We start from the raw sequence: 14,704 nt of genomic DNA, 5'->3' as shown, positions 1-14,704 counted from the left end.
CACCGGGCGCCCGCCACCAGCGGAGCGGAAGCGTGGCCAGGGAGGTCGTCGAGCAGGCGTCCGGATCTGTCGGGCATGAGTCCGGATCTTCGGGGTAGCTGAGTCGATGCTTACCCGGAGGAAGGGCCGTCACACCTGGGGAGGTCGCGGCGGTCCTTCCTCCATTCCTTGCCCGTGGCGGATCCCGGACGGGATCAGCCGAGCTGTTCGGCCAGGCCGACGACGATGCCCTCGGGGCCGCGGACGTAACAGAGCCAGTAGACGTTCTCGTACCGCACGATCTCGCCGACGAGTTCGGCGCCGTGGGCGCGCAGGCGGGCGACGGTGTCGTCGAGGTCGTCGACCGCGAACATGATGCGCCGGATGCCGAGCGTGTTCGTCGGCGCGTCCCGCGGCGCCCCGCCGACCGCCTTCGGCGTGTGGAACTTCGCCAGCTCGACGCGCCCGTGGCCGTCCGGGGTACGCAGCATGGCGACGTCCTGCCGTACGCCGTCGAGGGCGATGATCCGCTCCACCCACCGCCCCTCCACCGGCGACCGGCCCTCCAGTTCCATGCCGAGTTCGACGAAGAACGCGATCACGGCGTCGAGGTCCTCGACGACGATGAGGACGTTGTCCATCCGCTGGATCGTCATGCCGGTTCTCCTTGGTCCGATGAGGGTGGGTCCGTTGACGGTGCTTCCGACGACGGTGTCACACGGCGAACAGACTTCCGGCGTTGTCGTGGCACACGGCCCGTAGCCACTCCGGGCCGAGGTCCAGCCGTTCCAGGGCCTGGAGCTGGTGCAGGTAGGGGTAGGGGATGCTGGGGAAGTCGGAGCCCAGCAGGACGCGGTCACCGAGTGCGGCGAGCCGGGGCAGGGTGCGGCGCGGGAACGGCATGAAGTCCTCGGTGAAGTCGGTGAACGCCATCGTGGTGTCCAGCCGCACCTGGTCGTACCGCTCGGCCAGGTCGAAGAACTCCTCGTACTCGGGCATGCCCATGTGCGCGACGATCAGCCGCAGGCGCGGATGGCGGGCCAGCACCCGCGCGATGGGCTCGGGCCCGGTGTGCTTGCCGGGCGCGGGCCCGGAGCCGCAGTGGATCACCACGGGGACGCCGGCCTCGGCCAGCAGCCCCCAGGTCCGCTGGAGGAGCTCGTCGGCGGGGTCGTAGCCGCCCACCTGGACATGCGCCTTGAAGACCCGCGCGCCTGCCTCGACGGCCTCGCGGACGTACGTCTCGACGTCCGGCTCGGGGAAGAGGGTGGCGGTGTGCAGGCAGTCGGGGGTGCGGCGGGCGAAGTCGGCTGCCCAGCCGTTCAGCCACCTGGCCATGCCGGGCTTGTGGGGATAGAGCATCGCGGTGAAGGCCCGGACCCCGAACCCCCGCAGCAGGGCCGTTCTCTCCGCTTCCGCCTTCCGGTAGGTGATCGGCCATCCCAGCCCGCCGATCAGCGGCCCGTTGGTGTCGAAGTACTCCCAGACCTTGTGCAGGACCCGCTCGGGCATGAAGTGGGTGTGCACGTCGATCAGGCCCGGCAGCCCCAGCCGGCCCCAGAACCGGCGGACCTCGTCGGCCTCGCCGTTCGTCGCCTCGTCGCGATCGCTCATGTCGCCCACCATCGTCCCCGGTGAGGGGCACGGCGACCCTTTCCGCGAGGGGTCAGGTGAGGCATCCGTCACATCCCAGGGCCCGCGTTCGTGAACGGATCACGACCGCGGGCCGGGCGTCGGCGCCGGGTCAGGCCTTCAGTGCCGCCAGCACCACGGACCTGGCCTCCTCCTGGACCTGGCTCAGATGGTCCGGACCGAGGAACGACTCCCCGTAGATCTTGTAGACGTCCTCGGTGCCCGAGGGGCGGGCCGCGAACCAGGCGTTGGCGGTGGCCACCTTGATGCCACCGAGGGCGGCGCCGTTGCCGGGGGCCTCGGTGAGGACCGTGGTGACCGGCTCCCCGGCCAGCGTGTCGGCGGTGACCTGGCTCGGGGACAACTTGGCGAGCAGGGCCTTCTCCTCGCGGGTGGCCGGGGCGTCGACGCGCGCGTAGGCGGGGGCGCCGAAGCGGTCGGTGAGCTCGGCGTAGTGCTGCGAGGGGCTCTTGCCGGTGACCGCCGTGATCTCGGAGGCGAGCAGGGCCAGGATGATGCCGTCCTTGTCGGTGGTCCACACCGAGCCGTCGCGGCGCAGGAAGGAGGCGCCGGCCGACTCCTCGCCGCCGAAGCCGATGCTGCCGTCGGACAGGCCGTCCACGAACCACTTGAAGCCGACGGGCACCTCGACCAGCGTCCGGCCGAGGTCCGCCGCGACCCGGTCGATCATGCTGGACGACACGAGGGTCTTGCCGATCCCGGCCCCCGCTGGCCACTGCTCGCGGTGGGAGTACAGGTACGAGATGGCCACGGCCAGGTAGTGGTTGGGGTTCATCAGGCCGGCGTCGGGCGTGACGATGCCGTGCCGGTCGGAGTCGGCGTCGTTGCCGGTGGCGATGTCGAACCGGTCGCGCTGCTCGATGAGCGAGGCCATGGCGTACGGCGACGAGCAGTCCATGCGGATCTTGCCGTCCCAGTCCAGCGTCATGAAGCGCCAGGTAGGGTCGGTGAGCGGGTTGACCACCGTGAGGTCGAGTCGGTGCTCCTCGGCGATCCGGCCCCAGTAGGCGACGGAGGCACCGCCCAGCGGGTCGGCGCCGATGCGTACCCCGGCGGAGCGGATCGCGTCGAGATCCAGCACGTTCGGCAGGTCGGCCACGTAGGCGCCGAGGAAGTCGTGGCGTCCGGTGCCGGGGGCGGCCAGGGCACGGCTGTACGGGATGCGCCGTACGTCCTTCAGGCCGCCGGTGATGATCTCGTTGGCACGGTCCTGGATCCAGGAGGTCGCCTCGGAACCGGCGGGGCCGCCGTTCGGCGGGTTGTACTTGAAGCCGCCGTCGGCGGGCGGGTTGTGCGAGGGGGTGACGACGACGCCGTCGGCGAGCGCCGAGGTCCGGTGCCGGTTGTGGGTGAGGATGGCGTGCGAGACGGCGGGGGTGGGCGTGTAGCCGTCGGCCTGGTCGATGAGGACGGTCACGTCGTTGGCCGCGAACACCTCCAGTGCCGTGATCCGCGCGGGCTCCGACAGGGCGTGGGTGTCGGCGCCGAGGAAGAGGGGGCCGTCGGTGCCCTGGGCGGCGCGGTACTCGCAGATGGCCTGGCTGGTGGCCGCGATGTGGTCCTCGTTGAAGGCCGCCGCGAGGGACGAACCGCGGTGCCCCGAGGTGCCGAAGGCCACCCGCTGGCCCGGTTCGGCCGGGTCGGGGTGCAGCGTGTAGTACGCCGTCACCAGACGGGCCACGTCGATGAGGTCGTCGGGCCCGGCGACCTGCCCCGCTCGCGCGTTCTGCATTTACCCGCTCCTCCGCAAGGGTCGATCGTTGGGTACGGGGCTCATTCTCCCCTGTCGGGGCGGCGGGGACGCGCTCGGGGGCGCGGTTCCGCCGTCACGTGTTCGCCGTTCGTGCGGCCGCCCTGCCGGGTGCCGTCCGGCGGATGACAGGACCGTCGGAGGGGTGCTCTCCCGGCCGGTACCGCCGCTGAGCCTGCGGGTGTGCACCGGGAGAGGCGGGGTGTCTGCGGTGCGGGGCGCGGGGTGTCTGCGGTGCGGTGAGCGGGGTCGGTCCGGTTCGTGCGCGGCTGGGCGGTCGGCCACGGCGTCACGATGGCCGGGCACCTCTGGGCGGAGACGTCCGCACGGTGCCCGAGGCCGGACTGTCGGTCAGGGCGATGCGGGCGGTGACGCGCTTGCCGAGTGCCAGTCGCTGGACGACGACGTCCTGGGCGATGGCCCGGACGATCTCCAGCCCGTGCCGGCCGACCCGGCCCGGGTCCGCGGGCTGCGCCGACGGCAGGGTGGGGCTGCTGTCCCCGACGACGATCTCCAGGCCGGCACCGGTGACGCGCAGTTCCATGAGGACCGGTCCGGGGGCGTACTTGAGGGCGTTGGTGACCAGCTCACTGACGATGAGCTGGACCATCCCCACGATGGGCGGGGAGATCGGCGGGCCGGACCCCTCGCGGAGCCGGGTGAGGAAGTCGGCGGCGTGGCGCCGGGCCCGCGCGATGCATCCGTCGTCGCCGGACAGGGCGAGGCCGGCGCGCAGGGGGAGGGCACCGCGCCCGGTACAGTCCCCGTCCTCGGATCGCGAGCCCACCGGCATCACCCGTTCCTCCGCTTCTCCGCTTCTCCACGCGTTCTCCGCGCGCGGGTGCCCAGCCTGTCGTACGGGCATGCACATCCGCGACGATGTTCGAACAGAGCCGGACTGGTGCGACCGACCGGTACGGTGCGGCACAATCGTCCACGGACGCTGCCCACGGCAGCCTGGGCTCAGGGTGAGGAACGGTGACCGACATATCGCCAACAGGCCGACCGGAACGGCTGTCCATCGCGCACTCCACCGTCGACGGCATCCGGGTGGTGACCCTGCACGGAGACATCGACCATGACGTCAAGGACGCGCTGACGACCGCACTGCTCCCCGAGGACGGTGCGGACGACGGTTCGGTCCCCCGTGTCGTGGTGGATCTCGGCGGGGTGGCCTTCCTGGACTCCACGGGCATCAACGTCTTCGTCCATGTCCACCACAAGGTCAGCGCGGCCCGGGGATGGCTGCGGCTGGCCGCCGCCCAGGAACCGGTGACACGGGTCGTCCAGCTCGTCGGCCTCGACACCGTCATCGCCTGCCATCCCACGCTCGAACAGGCTCTGAGGCCCTGAGGTCCTGAGGTCCTGACCTCCACGGCCGGACGGCGCGGATCAGCGCTCGGCGTCCGGCCCGGTCCCGACCGGCCAGCGGCGATCGCCGTGCCAGTCCAGGACCAGGACGGTGGCGTCGTCCCGGAGGCTGCCGTGGCAGGCCTCGAGGACCGCGCCGGTCAGGGCCCGGACGGCCTCTCGTGGATGCAGCGCGCCGGTGTCCCGGATGACCGAGGTCAGGTCGGCCGTCGCGGCACCGCGTTCCAGCATGCCGTCGGTGAGCAGGATCAGGCGGTCACCGGGGTGCAGTTGCAGTTCCTGGAGCCGGTAGGAGCCGGGCGCCACCACGCCGAACGGCAGGTTGACGGCGAGCCGGACCTCTTCGACGGTGCCCTCACGCAGCCGCAGCGGCCAGGGGTGGCCCGCGTTGACCAGTTCGCACAGGCCGGTTTCCAGGTGGACGCACAGCAACTGCCCGGTGGCCAGCCCGCGGCTCTGGGTCAGCAGGGCCTGGTGGGCGTGGTCGGCCTGCTTGAGGGCGTCACAGCCGCTGCGGCGCGACCGCCGCAGCGCGCCGACCAGCAGCGTGGCCAGCAGCGCGGAGTTCGTGTCGTGCCCCATCGCGTCGGTGATGGACACATGAAGGGTGTCGCGGTCCAGGGCGTAGTCGTAGGTGTCGCCACCGATGTCGTCGGCGGGCACGAGACCGGCGGCGAGGGTGAACTGGGCCGCCTCGCAGCACGGGGCCGAGGGCAGCAACTGGTGCTGGATCTCCGCGGCCAGGCTGGTCTCGGTGGTGCGCCGGCCCAGGTGGTAGAGGTCGGTGAAGCGCCCGTCCGTGACGATGATGTAGGCCAGCGCGTGTGCCGCGTCGCGGACCTGGCGCAACACGGTCTCGTCGGCGCTCTGCAGGGTCACCTCGAGCACGCCGAGGCAGTCGCCGCGGTTGCTGACGGGCGTGATGACGCACCGTCCGCCCTGGCCGTCCGGTTGCACGTGCTGGCGCTGGGTGCGCAGCACGCTGTCGTAGACACTGCCCCGCAGGGCCATCGGCTCGGCGTCTTCCGCGACATCGGCGCCGGCCGCGACCAGCCGTACCAGCCGCTGACCGATGAGATCGACGAAGAGGAACGACACCCGCTCCGCACCCAGCCGCTTCTGCAGGTCGCGTGCGACCACGTCTACGGATTCACCGGGCGGGGCCGCTTCCGCGGCGGCCAGCAGCTCGCCCAGTTCCAGATCTCCACCCTCCACAGCAACCTCCCATCCGTTGCCGCACCTTCTTCCCCGCATCTGCGCGCCATCACCTCATACGGCCGTCTTGCCTGGTCAAAAGGCCGGCCATGCCCCCTGCGGACCTCCGAGGAGCACGGCATCCGTTGATCCACATCCAGAACGGGTAGACGCGTCGGCATGGCTGAAGTGGTGCAAGCGGGACTGTGGGGGCTGGTGGCGGGCTCGGCGCTGCTGCTCGGGGCCGCGCTGGGATACGGGCTGCGGGTGCCGCAGAAGGTGATCGCCACGGTGATGGCCTTCGGTGCCGGAGTGCTGTTGTCGGCGGTCTCCTTCGAACTGGTCGGGGAGGCGTACGACGAGGCAGGGCTCACCCCCGCGGTCGCCGGCACCCTCATCGGCGCCCTGGCCTACACCGCGGGCAACGTGTGGCTGGCCCGCCGGGGCGCCCGGCACCGCAAGCGCTCCGGTCACGCGGAGTCGGCGGCGCAGCCCTCGGAGGCGCAGCAGGGTGGCTCCGGGGCGGCGCTCGCGCTCGGCGCGCTGCTCGACGGCGTGCCCGAGTCGGCGGTGATCGGCGTCAGCCTGCTCGACGGCGGCGCGGTCAGCCTGGTCACCGTGGCAGCGGTGTTCATCAGCAATGTGCCCGAGGGGCTGTCCAGTTCGGCCGGGATGAAGAAGGCCGGTCGCTCCCAGGGGTACGTCTTCGGCGTCTGGGCCGCGATCGCCGCCGCGAGCACCGTGTCGGCCGTCCTCGGCTACACCGTGGTCGGCTCCTTCTCCCCCGCCGTGATCGCCGCGGTGACCGCCGTGGCGGCCGGAGCGATCCTCGCCATGATCGCGGACACGATGATCCCCGAGGCCTTCGAGGACGCCCACCTGGCCATCGGACTGATCACCGTGAGCGGCTTCCTGGTCTCCTTCGCGCTCTCCCACGTCTGACCGGACGGACCGCGAAAGGGTTCACTTGGGGACAGCGATCAGCTGGGAGGCGGTGCGATCTTGAGTCGGATTCTGGTGACCGGTTCCGCGGACGGACTGGGGCGTGCCGCGGCGGAGGCGCTCCTGTCCACGGGGCACGACGTCGTGGTGCACGCCCGGAACCAGCGGCGCGCGGAGACCCTCGACGCGTTGGCGGCCCGCGGGGCACAGGTGGTGGTGGGTGACTTCGCGGAGCGGGACGCCGTACGACGGATCGCGGCCGAGCTGCACGACGCGGCGCCGCTCGACGCGGTGATCCACAACGCCGGTGTGTGGAGCGGACCCGCCGTCATGCCGGTCAACGTCATCGCGCCGTACCTGCTCACCGCCCTGCTTCCCGGGCCGCGCCGACTGGTGTACCTGAGCAGCGGCTCGCACTTCGGCGGCCGCCCCTCGCTCACCGGGATCGACTGGCGGGGAGGGAGCGCGGGGTCGTACGCCGACAGCAAGCTGTTCGTCACCACGCTCGCGGCGGCGGTGGCCCGGCTGCGCCCCGGTGTGCTGAGCAATGCCGTGGATCCGGGCTGGGCCCCACGAGGATGGGCGGGCCGAACGCGCCGGACGATCTGGAACTCGGTCACCGGACCCAGGAGTGGCTGGCGTCGAGCGACGAGCCGGCGGCGCTGACCTCGGGCGGGTACTGGTACCACCAGCAGAGGCAGGACCCGCACCCGGCCGTGCACGACGAGGAGTTCCAGGAGCGCCTGCTGCGCACACTGGCGGAGGAGACGGGGACGGAACTGGAGGGCGGCTGACACGGGGGCGGGTTCGCGTCAGGAGGTGTCCGGTCCGGTCAGTTCGAAGCCCGCCCGGTCCGGACGGCGTGCAGGAGTTGCCGGAGAAGGTAAGCCGACGCCCCCGCTCGTCAGTCCGCGACGTCGACGCCGTACCGCCCGGCAAGGGCGGCGAGACCATGGTCGTAGCCCTGGCCTACGGCGCGCAGGCGCCAGCGGGGACCGCGCCGGTAGATCTCGGCGAGGAGCAGGGTCCGCTCGGTGGTGGCCGCGTCGAGGGTGGCCTGGACGAGTGGCGCGGCGCTGGTGCCGGGGCCCGAGCTGATGTGGACGGCGCCGACATCACCGAAGGTGCCCGTGCCGTCGATGGCGGCTGCGACGACGACCTTGCGGGTGGCGGGCGGGAGGGTGACGAGGTCGATGCTGATGGTCTGTTCGGTCGGCCCGTCGCTCAGCAGGCGCACGGTCCCGGCCGGGTTCTCGGGCGCCCCGTAGAACACGAAGTCCTCGTCGAAGCAGACCTGTTCGTCCTCGTCGACCACGAAGGCGACGAGGTCGATCTCGTCGGCCGTCCGCTGGCCCCAGGAGGCGCTGACGGTCCAGCGGTCCGGCACTCCGGCCCGGTTGAGGGAGGGCAGGTCGACGACACCGCCGCGGGGCAGCACGTGGGCGGCGTCGCCCCGTCCGCCGGAGCGCGGCTGTGTGGTGGCGACGGGGGCGTCGAGCCAGGCGGCGTCGTGGGTGGGAAAGGCGAGGGAGGTGATCCGGCTCATGCGGCGGTCGGCCTCTCCCCCGTCGAGGAGGACGACGTCGGTGACGCTCGCGGACAGGTTGATGGCGGCGGCCCCGCCCAGTTCGACGACCTGCGTGCGAGCGGCGACCGCTTCGGGGTGCGTGCCGCCCAGAACCAGCACCCGCCGCCCCGACAGTGGACCGCTCAACTTCCTGGAGCGGGCCTGGGGTTGCGCTTCGGGGTCCACCGCCACCGGTTCGGAGCCCACGGCCGGGGCCGGAACGGAAGAGGCGCGAACGGTCGTGGACTCGGCCGGCTCCGGCGGTCGGGGCGCGGGCACGGCGGGCAGCGTGGCCGGCGGCACGGAGGGGACGGCAGGGGCCGCGGACCTGGCCTGCTCGTGCGGGGTACCGGGCCGCACATCGTCCAGCAGCCGGAGGAAGGCGGTTTCGTCGATGACGGGGACGCCCTCGGCCAGGGCCCGCCGGGCCTTGGCCGTTCCGGACGCGGGGTCATTGGTGACCAGCGCGCTGGTGTGCCGGCTCACGGAGCCCACCATGTTGAGCCCGGCGGCGACCGATCGGCCCACCAACTCGGCCCGCGCGGTGCGGGTTTCCCCGGTGACGGCCACCTTCATGCCCTGTACGAGGGGGCCGCCGAGGGTGAGGCGTCCCGGATTGCGGTAGCCGCACGGCGTCTTGGGCGGTTGCGGCGCGAACTGCGGGTCCTGCCGCGGCGGGCAGGTCACCAGCGGCAGCGGAAGGCCGAGGCGCGCGGCCTGTTGCAGTGAGGCGCGCAGGACTCCGGCGAGCACACGGGTGTCGTCGAGTGCGTCGTGCGCCTTCACCTGGGGCACGCCGTAGTGCGCGGCGAGTGTGCCCAGCTTCAGGTCGTCCGTGGGCGGGTCGACGCGTCGGTTCAGTGCGAGGGTGCACAGCCGCCGCGTGACGGGCAGCCACGTACGCGCCCGGGAGAACTCGTGGGCGAGGAAGTCGTAGTCGAACTGGGCGTTGTGCGCCACCAGCACACGGTCCGCGAGCAGCGCGCCGATACGGTCGGCCACCTGGTCGAAGGTCGGCGCACCGCGCAGCCGCTCGGCCGTGAGCCCGTGGACGTGCACCGGACCCGGATCGCAGCCGGGGTTCAGCAAGGTCGAGAACTCCCCCGTCTGTCGGCCGTCCGGTCCCAGCGTCACGACGGCCACGGACAGCACCCGGTCCCGGCGCGGGACCAGCCCGGAGGTCTCCACGTCCACCAACGCCCAGTCGTGGGCGTAGTCGCGCAGGCCGGAGAGGTCGAAGGCAGGGGACGTGAGAGACATGGGGGAAGGATGGTGCGATATCCACCGTCCCTTCAACCCGGATGCCGGTTCATCCCCATATGTCCCTGGTGTGCTCAGAGGAAGTTGAGAACTTCCTGTGCGAGGCTGGCGCGCCTTCGACGCATCGCGTGTGACCAACCCGGTGGAGGAACACCTATGAGCGTGATCAACGGCCTGCCCGCGCACGTCCTTCTCGTGCATTTCGTCGTCGTACTCGTTCCTCTCACCGCACTGGCACTCGGCGTCTGCGCGGTCTGGTCGAGCGCGGCGCAGCGCATGGGCCTCGTACTGCCGCTGCTGGCCCTGGTCACCCTCGTGAGCGTTCCGCTGGCGACGGAGGCCGGGGAGTGGCTGGAGGCACACGTCGACAGCGATGCCCTGGTGCGCCGGCACGCCGCCCTCGGGGACGGCCTGCTGCCCTGGGCCGGCGGCCTGTTCCTGCTGGCGGTGCTCGTCTGGTGGACGGCCCGCCGCACCACCACGTCCGGGTCCGGGACCACGCGCGGCATACGCCGGTCCGCGGCGCCGGTGCGTGTCGCGGTTGCGGTTCTGTCGCTCGTCGTGGCCGTGGGAGCCGCCGTGGACGTCTACCGCATCGGTGATTCGGGGGCGAAGGCCGCGTGGCACGACGGCTACTCCAAGGCGGCGACGGGCGGCGACAGGGACGACGGCTGAGCCTGCTTCGGCTCCCCCGTTCCCCTGTCGAACCGATGACCTGGGGGGTGGTGTCAGCACGGCTCGGAGACCCGTCGGTCAGGGGATCTCACTCATGCGGAACGACAGCCACGGGGCAGCCGACGTGGTGGACGACCGCGTGTGTGACGGGGCCGGTGCGGGCGAGCACCGGGCCCGGGGTGATCCGGCGGCCCACGACGAGCAGATCCGCTCCGGAGGCCGCGCGGATCAGGGGAGCGGCGGGCCGGCCCTCGGCGAGGGTCTCCACGACCTCGACACCGGGGTACTTCTCGCGCCAGGGCGTGAGGACCGCGGCCATGAAGTCCCGCCATTCGTCAGCGCGCCGGGGCCCGTCGATCAGGCCTATCTCGCCGGGTCCCAGCGAGAACGGGGCGGGTGACTGCCAGGCGTGGACCGCCCGGAGCCGGCCCTCGCCACAGCGTGCCGCCTCGAAGGCGAAGTCGATGACCTCCTCGCACGGGTCCGCCAGGTCGAGCCCGAGTACCACGTCCCGCCGCCCGCTCCGCTGGGGCGGGGCGGGCAGGCCGGCGCCCGCGGTCTCCCCGTCCGCCCGCACGAGGACGACGGGCCGGCCGGCACGCGCGACGACGCCCAGGGCGACCGAACCCACCAGAAAGCCCGTGAAACCGCTCAGGCCCCGCGACCCCAGCACCAGGACGTCTGCCTGTTCCGCCGCACGCACCAGCGCCTCCGTGGCGGGACCCTGAACCTGCTCCTCCTCGAAGCGCAGTTCCGGGCAGGCACGGCCGATGCGCTCCCCGGCCTGCCGCAGGGCCCGGCGCGCCATCAGGCGCTGAGCCGCGGTGGCGGGCTCACCGTCCTGACGGGGGTGCCAGCTCCAGGCGTGCACCAGCCGCAACGACCGCTTCCGCCGTACGGCCTCACGGGCCGCCCACTCGGCCGCCGCGAGGCTCTCGGCCGAACCGTCCACTGCGGCGATGACGGGCAGGGGCATGACGCGCACCTCCAGCGCTCGGTCCGCTCCTCGCTTCCAGCCTTGCTCCGGCGCTCCTGTGCGGACATGGGCCGCCAGGGCCGGCGCCGGGTCCGTTCGGCCCTCTTCACGGCCGTCACCGTGGCCGGTCAACGGGGCGGAAGGAGAACCGGCCCTGCGGCACGGGCCGTTCGGCCCCTGTCGCAACGGCCGGCGACGACGCACGGTGAGCGCATGAGGGCGTGCACACGGATCACCGTCGTCGGCGTCGGCAACGAGTTCCGGCGCGACGACGGCGTGGGCTGGGCCGTCGTGGCCCGGCTGCGGGAGCGGGCCGCGCGGCGGCAGTGGCCGCCGGACATCGTGCTCGCCACCTGTGACGGGGATCCCGCACGGCTGATCGCCCTGTGGGAGGGCGTGGATCTGGCCGTCGTCGTGGACGCGGCGCACGCCCACCCGGGCACTCCCGGCCGTGTGCACCGCCTGGCCCTGCATGACGCCCGGCTGTCCGCGCCGACGTCCACCAGTTCGCACGGACTGGGGCTCGGCGAGGCCGTGGAACTCGCCCGGGTGCTCGGCCTCCTGCCGCGCGAACTGGTCGTCTACGCCGTGGAGGGCGCCGACGGTGACTTCGGCACCGGCCTCTCCCCCGCGGTGGCCGCCGCCGTGGACCCGCTCGCCGACGCCGTCGAGAACGACATCGCCCGTCATCCGCACCCCGCGTTCGGGAGCCGGCCGTGAACGCGCGACGCTTCGAGGTCCACGGCACCGTCCAGGGCGTCGGCTTCCGTCCCTTCGTGTACCGCACCGCGGCCGAACTCGGGCTGACCGGCTGGGTGGCCAACGTCAACGGCCACGTGGAGGGCGAGGTCGCCGGGCCCGCCGGCCGCATCGAGGCGTTCGCCGCCCGGCTGCGGTCCGACGCGCCGGCCCTGGCCCGGGTGCGCCGGGTCCGGCTGACCGAGGGCACCGGGCCGTCGTACGGCGAGGGTTTCCACGTGCGCCACAGCGCCCCCGCCGGCCCGGACCCGGCCGCGCGCGAGATCCCGCCCGACGCCGCGATCTGCGACGCCTGTCTGCGCGAACTGCGCGACCCGGGCGACCGCAGACACCGCTACCCGTTCGTCAACTGCACGGACTGCGGTCCCCGCGCCACGATCATCGAGGACCTGCCCTACGACCGGGTCCGCACCACGATGCGGGCGTTCCCGCTGTGCCGTGACTGCGCCGCCGAGTACGCCGACCCGACCGACCGGCGCTTCCACGCCGAGCCCGTCGCCTGTCCCGTCTGCGGCCCCCGGCTCGCCTGGCGGGACCTGCGCGGCGAGGAGGCGCTGGGGGCGGCGGTCGAGACGATCGCCGGCGGCGGGATCGTCGCCCTGAAGGGCCTGGGCGGCTACCAACTGGTGTGCGACGCCGGTGATACGCGCGCCGTGGCGGAGCTCAGGCGGCGCAAGCACCGTCCGGCGAAGCCCTTCGCCGTGATGGTCGACGGGCTGCGCACGGCCTCGCGTCTGGCCATGATCGGCGCGACGGAGGAGCGCGCCCTGACGTCACCGGAGCGTCCCGTGGTCCTGCTGGCCCGCCGCCGGTGGCGCGGGACCCCGCGGCTCGCTCCCGGGGTGCACCCCGGTCTCACGCGGATCGGCCTGTTCCTGCCGACCACGGGCCTGCACCACCTCCTCCTCGACGATCTGGCCCGGCCTCTCGTGGTCACCAGCGGCAACCTGAGCGACGAGCCCATCGCCGTGGACGACAGCGAGGCCCGCCGCGCCCTGGCCGGCGTGGCGGACGGGTTCCTCACCCACGACCGCCCGATCCGGGCCCGCTACGACGACTCGGTGGTGCAGTTCGCCGGCCGGACCCGCATCACGGTCCGGCGTGCCCGCGGCCTCGCCCCCGCGCCGCTGCGCCTGCGCGTGGCGGAGCCGGTCGCCGGGGCCGGGGCCCAGCTCAAGCACACCTTCACACTCGCCGCGGACGGCCGTGCCGTGCTCGGTCCGCACACCGGTGACCTGTCCGACCTCGCGTCCCACGAGGCGTTCGAGGCGTCGTACGGCCATCTCAGACACCTCACCGGCATCGAGCCGCGCGTCCTGGCGCACGACCTGCACCCCGGCTACCTGTCGACGCAGTGGGCCCGGGCGCAGCCGTTGCGCCACCTCGCCGTGCAGCACCACCACGCGCACGTGGCCGCCTGCGCGGCCGAGCACGGGGTGCGCGGGCCGTTCCTCGGCATCGCCTACGACGGGCTCGGGCTCGGGGACGACGGGACCCTGTGGGGCGGCGAGATCCTCGTCGCCGATCTGACCGGCTACCGCCGCGTGGGCAGGTTCGCGACCGCGCCCCTGCCCGGCGGCGACGCGGCGGTACGCCATCCCTCCCGCACCGCCCTCGGCCGGCTGCTCGGCGGCGAGGCACTGGGCTCGCCCCGGCCGTACCCGTGGCTGACCCGCCCCTTCACCGACCGGCTCGACCCGCACGAGGTCAGCGCCGTGACCGCCATGGTGGCCAGGGACGTCAACTGCCCCCGCGCCTCCAGCGCCGGCCGGCTCTTCGACACCGTGGCCGCCCTGCTCGGCCTCGCCGACCACGTCGGCTACGAGGGCGAGGCGGCCGTCCTGCTGGAGGCGGCGGCCGGTGACACGCACGCCGTGCCGCTCGCCCACCGGCTGGTGCGGGCGGACGGATTGTGGGTGTACGACCCGGCCCCGACCCTCGCCGACCTGCTGGCGCGGCAGCTCGCCGGGGAGCCGGTCGCCCTGCTGGCCGCGGCCTTCCATCTGACGCTGGCGATCGTCACCGCGGACCTGGCCGCCCGCGCGGTGGCCGAGGGCGCGCCCCGCACGGTGTGCCTGGGCGGCGGCTGCTTCGTCAACCGGCGGCTGCTGACCGAGGTGCGGCGCCGGCTGCGCGCGCAGGGGCTGCGGGTGCTGGTCGGCGGACAGGTTCCCGTCGGGGACGGCGGCATCAGCTACGGCCAGGCGGCGATCGCGGCCGCCCGGCTGTCCGGGAAGGAGTGAGGGCGGATGTGTCTGGGGATCCCGGGGCGGGTGCTGGAGGTGCACGACGACGCGGGGCTGCGGATGGCGACCGTGGATTTCGGGGGGATACGGCGCGAGGTGTGCCTGAGCTGTACGCCGGACGCGGACGTCGGGTCCTACGTGATCGTGCACGTGGGGTTCGCGATCACCCGGGTCGACGAGGTGGAGGCCCGCCGCACGCTGGACGTGCTGCGGGCGATGGCGGGGGCGGTGGAGGGGGAACTGGGTGAGCCCTTGCCTGCCGCGGAGTCGCCGGCCGTGAGTGATCCGGTCGCAACGGGGCGAGCGGGCCCGCACCGGGGGGCCTGAAGGGC

Annotated in this window: 14 protein-coding genes; 7 read left to right on the top strand and 7 right to left on the bottom strand. The window is 73.1% G+C overall.

The window, feature by feature from the left end; translation table 11 throughout:
• Positions 1-194 precede the first annotated feature (194 nt).
• The 4 genes from M2163_RS41225 to M2163_RS41210 form a co-directional block, all read right to left on the bottom strand.
• Positions 195-635: a VOC family protein gene (locus tag M2163_RS41225; protein WP_280896573.1), complete on the bottom strand. Its 441-nt coding sequence runs from the start codon at positions 633-635 to the stop codon at positions 195-197.
• 58 nt (positions 636-693) lie between these two features.
• Positions 694-1,593: an amidohydrolase family protein gene (locus tag M2163_RS41220; RefSeq protein WP_280896572.1), complete on the bottom strand. Its 900-nt coding sequence runs from the start codon at positions 1,591-1,593 to the stop codon at positions 694-696.
• A 130-nt stretch (positions 1,594-1,723) separates the two neighbouring features.
• Positions 1,724-3,364 carry a phosphoglucomutase (alpha-D-glucose-1,6-bisphosphate-dependent) gene (gene pgm / locus M2163_RS41215; RefSeq protein WP_280847753.1) on the bottom strand — a complete coding sequence of 547 codons (1,641 nt, stop codon included), beginning with the start codon at positions 3,362-3,364 and terminating at the stop codon, positions 1,724-1,726.
• A gap of 307 nt (positions 3,365-3,671) precedes the next feature.
• On the bottom strand, positions 3,672-4,175 hold the full coding sequence (locus M2163_RS41210; protein ID WP_280847754.1) for an ATP-binding protein: 504 nt from the start codon (positions 4,173-4,175) through the stop codon (positions 3,672-3,674).
• Positions 4,176-4,360: 185 nt separating this feature from the next.
• On the opposite strand from M2163_RS41210, the gene M2163_RS41205 reads away from it, so the two are divergent.
• Complete coding sequence (locus tag M2163_RS41205) at positions 4,361-4,735, top strand: STAS domain-containing protein (protein WP_280847755.1); 375 nt, start codon at positions 4,361-4,363, stop codon at positions 4,733-4,735.
• Between the two features lie 39 nt (positions 4,736-4,774).
• Here the strand turns inward: M2163_RS41205 and M2163_RS41200 are convergent, their stop codons facing one another.
• Complete coding sequence (locus M2163_RS41200) at positions 4,775-5,968, bottom strand: PP2C family protein-serine/threonine phosphatase (RefSeq protein WP_280847756.1); 1,194 nt, start codon at positions 5,966-5,968, stop codon at positions 4,775-4,777.
• A 159-nt stretch (positions 5,969-6,127) separates the two neighbouring features.
• Here M2163_RS41200 and M2163_RS41195 point away from each other — a divergent pair, with 159 nt between their 5' ends.
• Positions 6,128-6,889 (top strand): ZIP family zinc transporter, encoded by a 762-nt coding sequence (locus tag M2163_RS41195; protein WP_280847758.1) that lies wholly within the window; start codon positions 6,128-6,130, stop codon positions 6,887-6,889.
• Between the two features lie 60 nt (positions 6,890-6,949).
• Positions 6,950-7,555, top strand: coding sequence for an SDR family NAD(P)-dependent oxidoreductase (locus tag M2163_RS41190; protein WP_348540929.1), 606 nt, complete (start codon positions 6,950-6,952; stop codon positions 7,553-7,555).
• Positions 7,556-7,793: 238 nt separating this feature from the next.
• On the opposite strand, the gene M2163_RS41185 is transcribed toward M2163_RS41190, so the two are convergent.
• Entirely contained in the window at positions 7,794-9,716 is a 1,923-nt protein-coding gene (locus M2163_RS41185; RefSeq protein ID WP_280847759.1) for a DEDDh family exonuclease, read from the bottom strand.
• Positions 9,717-9,872: 156 nt separating this feature from the next.
• Between M2163_RS41185 and M2163_RS41180 the strand changes: the two genes are divergently transcribed.
• Complete coding sequence (locus tag M2163_RS41180) at positions 9,873-10,391, top strand: DUF2231 domain-containing protein (RefSeq protein WP_280847760.1); 519 nt, start codon at positions 9,873-9,875, stop codon at positions 10,389-10,391.
• A gap of 88 nt (positions 10,392-10,479) precedes the next feature.
• On the opposite strand, the gene M2163_RS41175 is transcribed toward M2163_RS41180, so the two are convergent.
• A complete protein-coding gene (locus tag M2163_RS41175; protein ID WP_280847761.1) occupies positions 10,480-11,367 on the bottom strand; it encodes a universal stress protein in 888 nt (295 codons plus the stop codon).
• 213 nt (positions 11,368-11,580) lie between these two features.
• Here M2163_RS41175 and M2163_RS41170 point away from each other — a divergent pair, with 213 nt between their 5' ends.
• The 3 genes from M2163_RS41170 to M2163_RS41160 are packed head-to-tail and all read left to right on the top strand — an operon-like array spanning position 11,581 to position 14,699.
• The gene (locus M2163_RS41170) at positions 11,581-12,087 is read left to right on the top strand and encodes a hydrogenase maturation protease (protein ID WP_280847762.1); all 507 of its coding nucleotides are present in this window, start codon (positions 11,581-11,583) and stop codon (positions 12,085-12,087) included.
• Positions 12,084-14,369 (top strand): carbamoyltransferase HypF, encoded by a 2,286-nt coding sequence (gene hypF, locus M2163_RS41165; RefSeq protein WP_280847763.1) that lies wholly within the window; start codon positions 12,084-12,086, stop codon positions 14,367-14,369. The genes M2163_RS41170 and hypF overlap by 4 nt, the downstream gene beginning before the upstream one ends.
• A gap of 6 nt (positions 14,370-14,375) precedes the next feature.
• A complete protein-coding gene (locus M2163_RS41160; protein ID WP_280847764.1) occupies positions 14,376-14,699 on the top strand; it encodes a HypC/HybG/HupF family hydrogenase formation chaperone in 324 nt (107 codons plus the stop codon).
• The last annotated feature ends 5 nt before the right edge of the window (positions 14,700-14,704 follow it).

This window comes from Streptomyces sp. SAI-135 (assembly GCF_029893805.1).
Taxonomy (GTDB): domain Bacteria; phylum Actinomycetota; class Actinomycetes; order Streptomycetales; family Streptomycetaceae; genus Streptomyces.
Note: the sequence above shows the minus strand (reverse complement) of the source record. Positions and strands in the feature narration are given on the sequence as shown.

What these genes read in the sequence shown, in the direction of transcription:
- M2163_RS41225 (WP_280896573.1), bottom strand. Translation starts at nt 635, where the DNA reads ATGACGATCCAGCGGATGGACAACGTCCTCATCGTCGTCGAGGACCTC.
- pgm (WP_280847753.1), bottom strand. Translation starts at nt 3,364, where the DNA reads ATGCAGAACGCGCGAGCGGGGCAGGTCGCCGGGCCCGACGACCTCATC.
- M2163_RS41180 (WP_280847760.1), top strand. Translation starts at nt 9,873, where the DNA reads ATGAGCGTGATCAACGGCCTGCCCGCGCACGTCCTTCTCGTGCATTTC.
- M2163_RS41175 (WP_280847761.1), bottom strand. Translation starts at nt 11,367, where the DNA reads ATGCCCCTGCCCGTCATCGCCGCAGTGGACGGTTCGGCCGAGAGCCTC.
- M2163_RS41160 (WP_280847764.1), top strand. Translation starts at nt 14,376, where the DNA reads ATGTGTCTGGGGATCCCGGGGCGGGTGCTGGAGGTGCACGACGACGCG.
- M2163_RS41185 (WP_280847759.1), bottom strand. Translation starts at nt 9,716, where the DNA reads ATGTCTCTCACGTCCCCTGCCTTCGACCTCTCCGGCCTGCGCGACTAC.
- M2163_RS41210 (WP_280847754.1), bottom strand. Translation starts at nt 4,175, where the DNA reads ATGCCGGTGGGCTCGCGATCCGAGGACGGGGACTGTACCGGGCGCGGT.
- M2163_RS41170 (WP_280847762.1), top strand. Translation starts at nt 11,581, where the DNA reads ATGAGGGCGTGCACACGGATCACCGTCGTCGGCGTCGGCAACGAGTTC.
- M2163_RS41195 (WP_280847758.1), top strand. Translation starts at nt 6,128, where the DNA reads ATGGCTGAAGTGGTGCAAGCGGGACTGTGGGGGCTGGTGGCGGGCTCG.
- M2163_RS41220 (WP_280896572.1), bottom strand. Translation starts at nt 1,593, where the DNA reads ATGAGCGATCGCGACGAGGCGACGAACGGCGAGGCCGACGAGGTCCGC.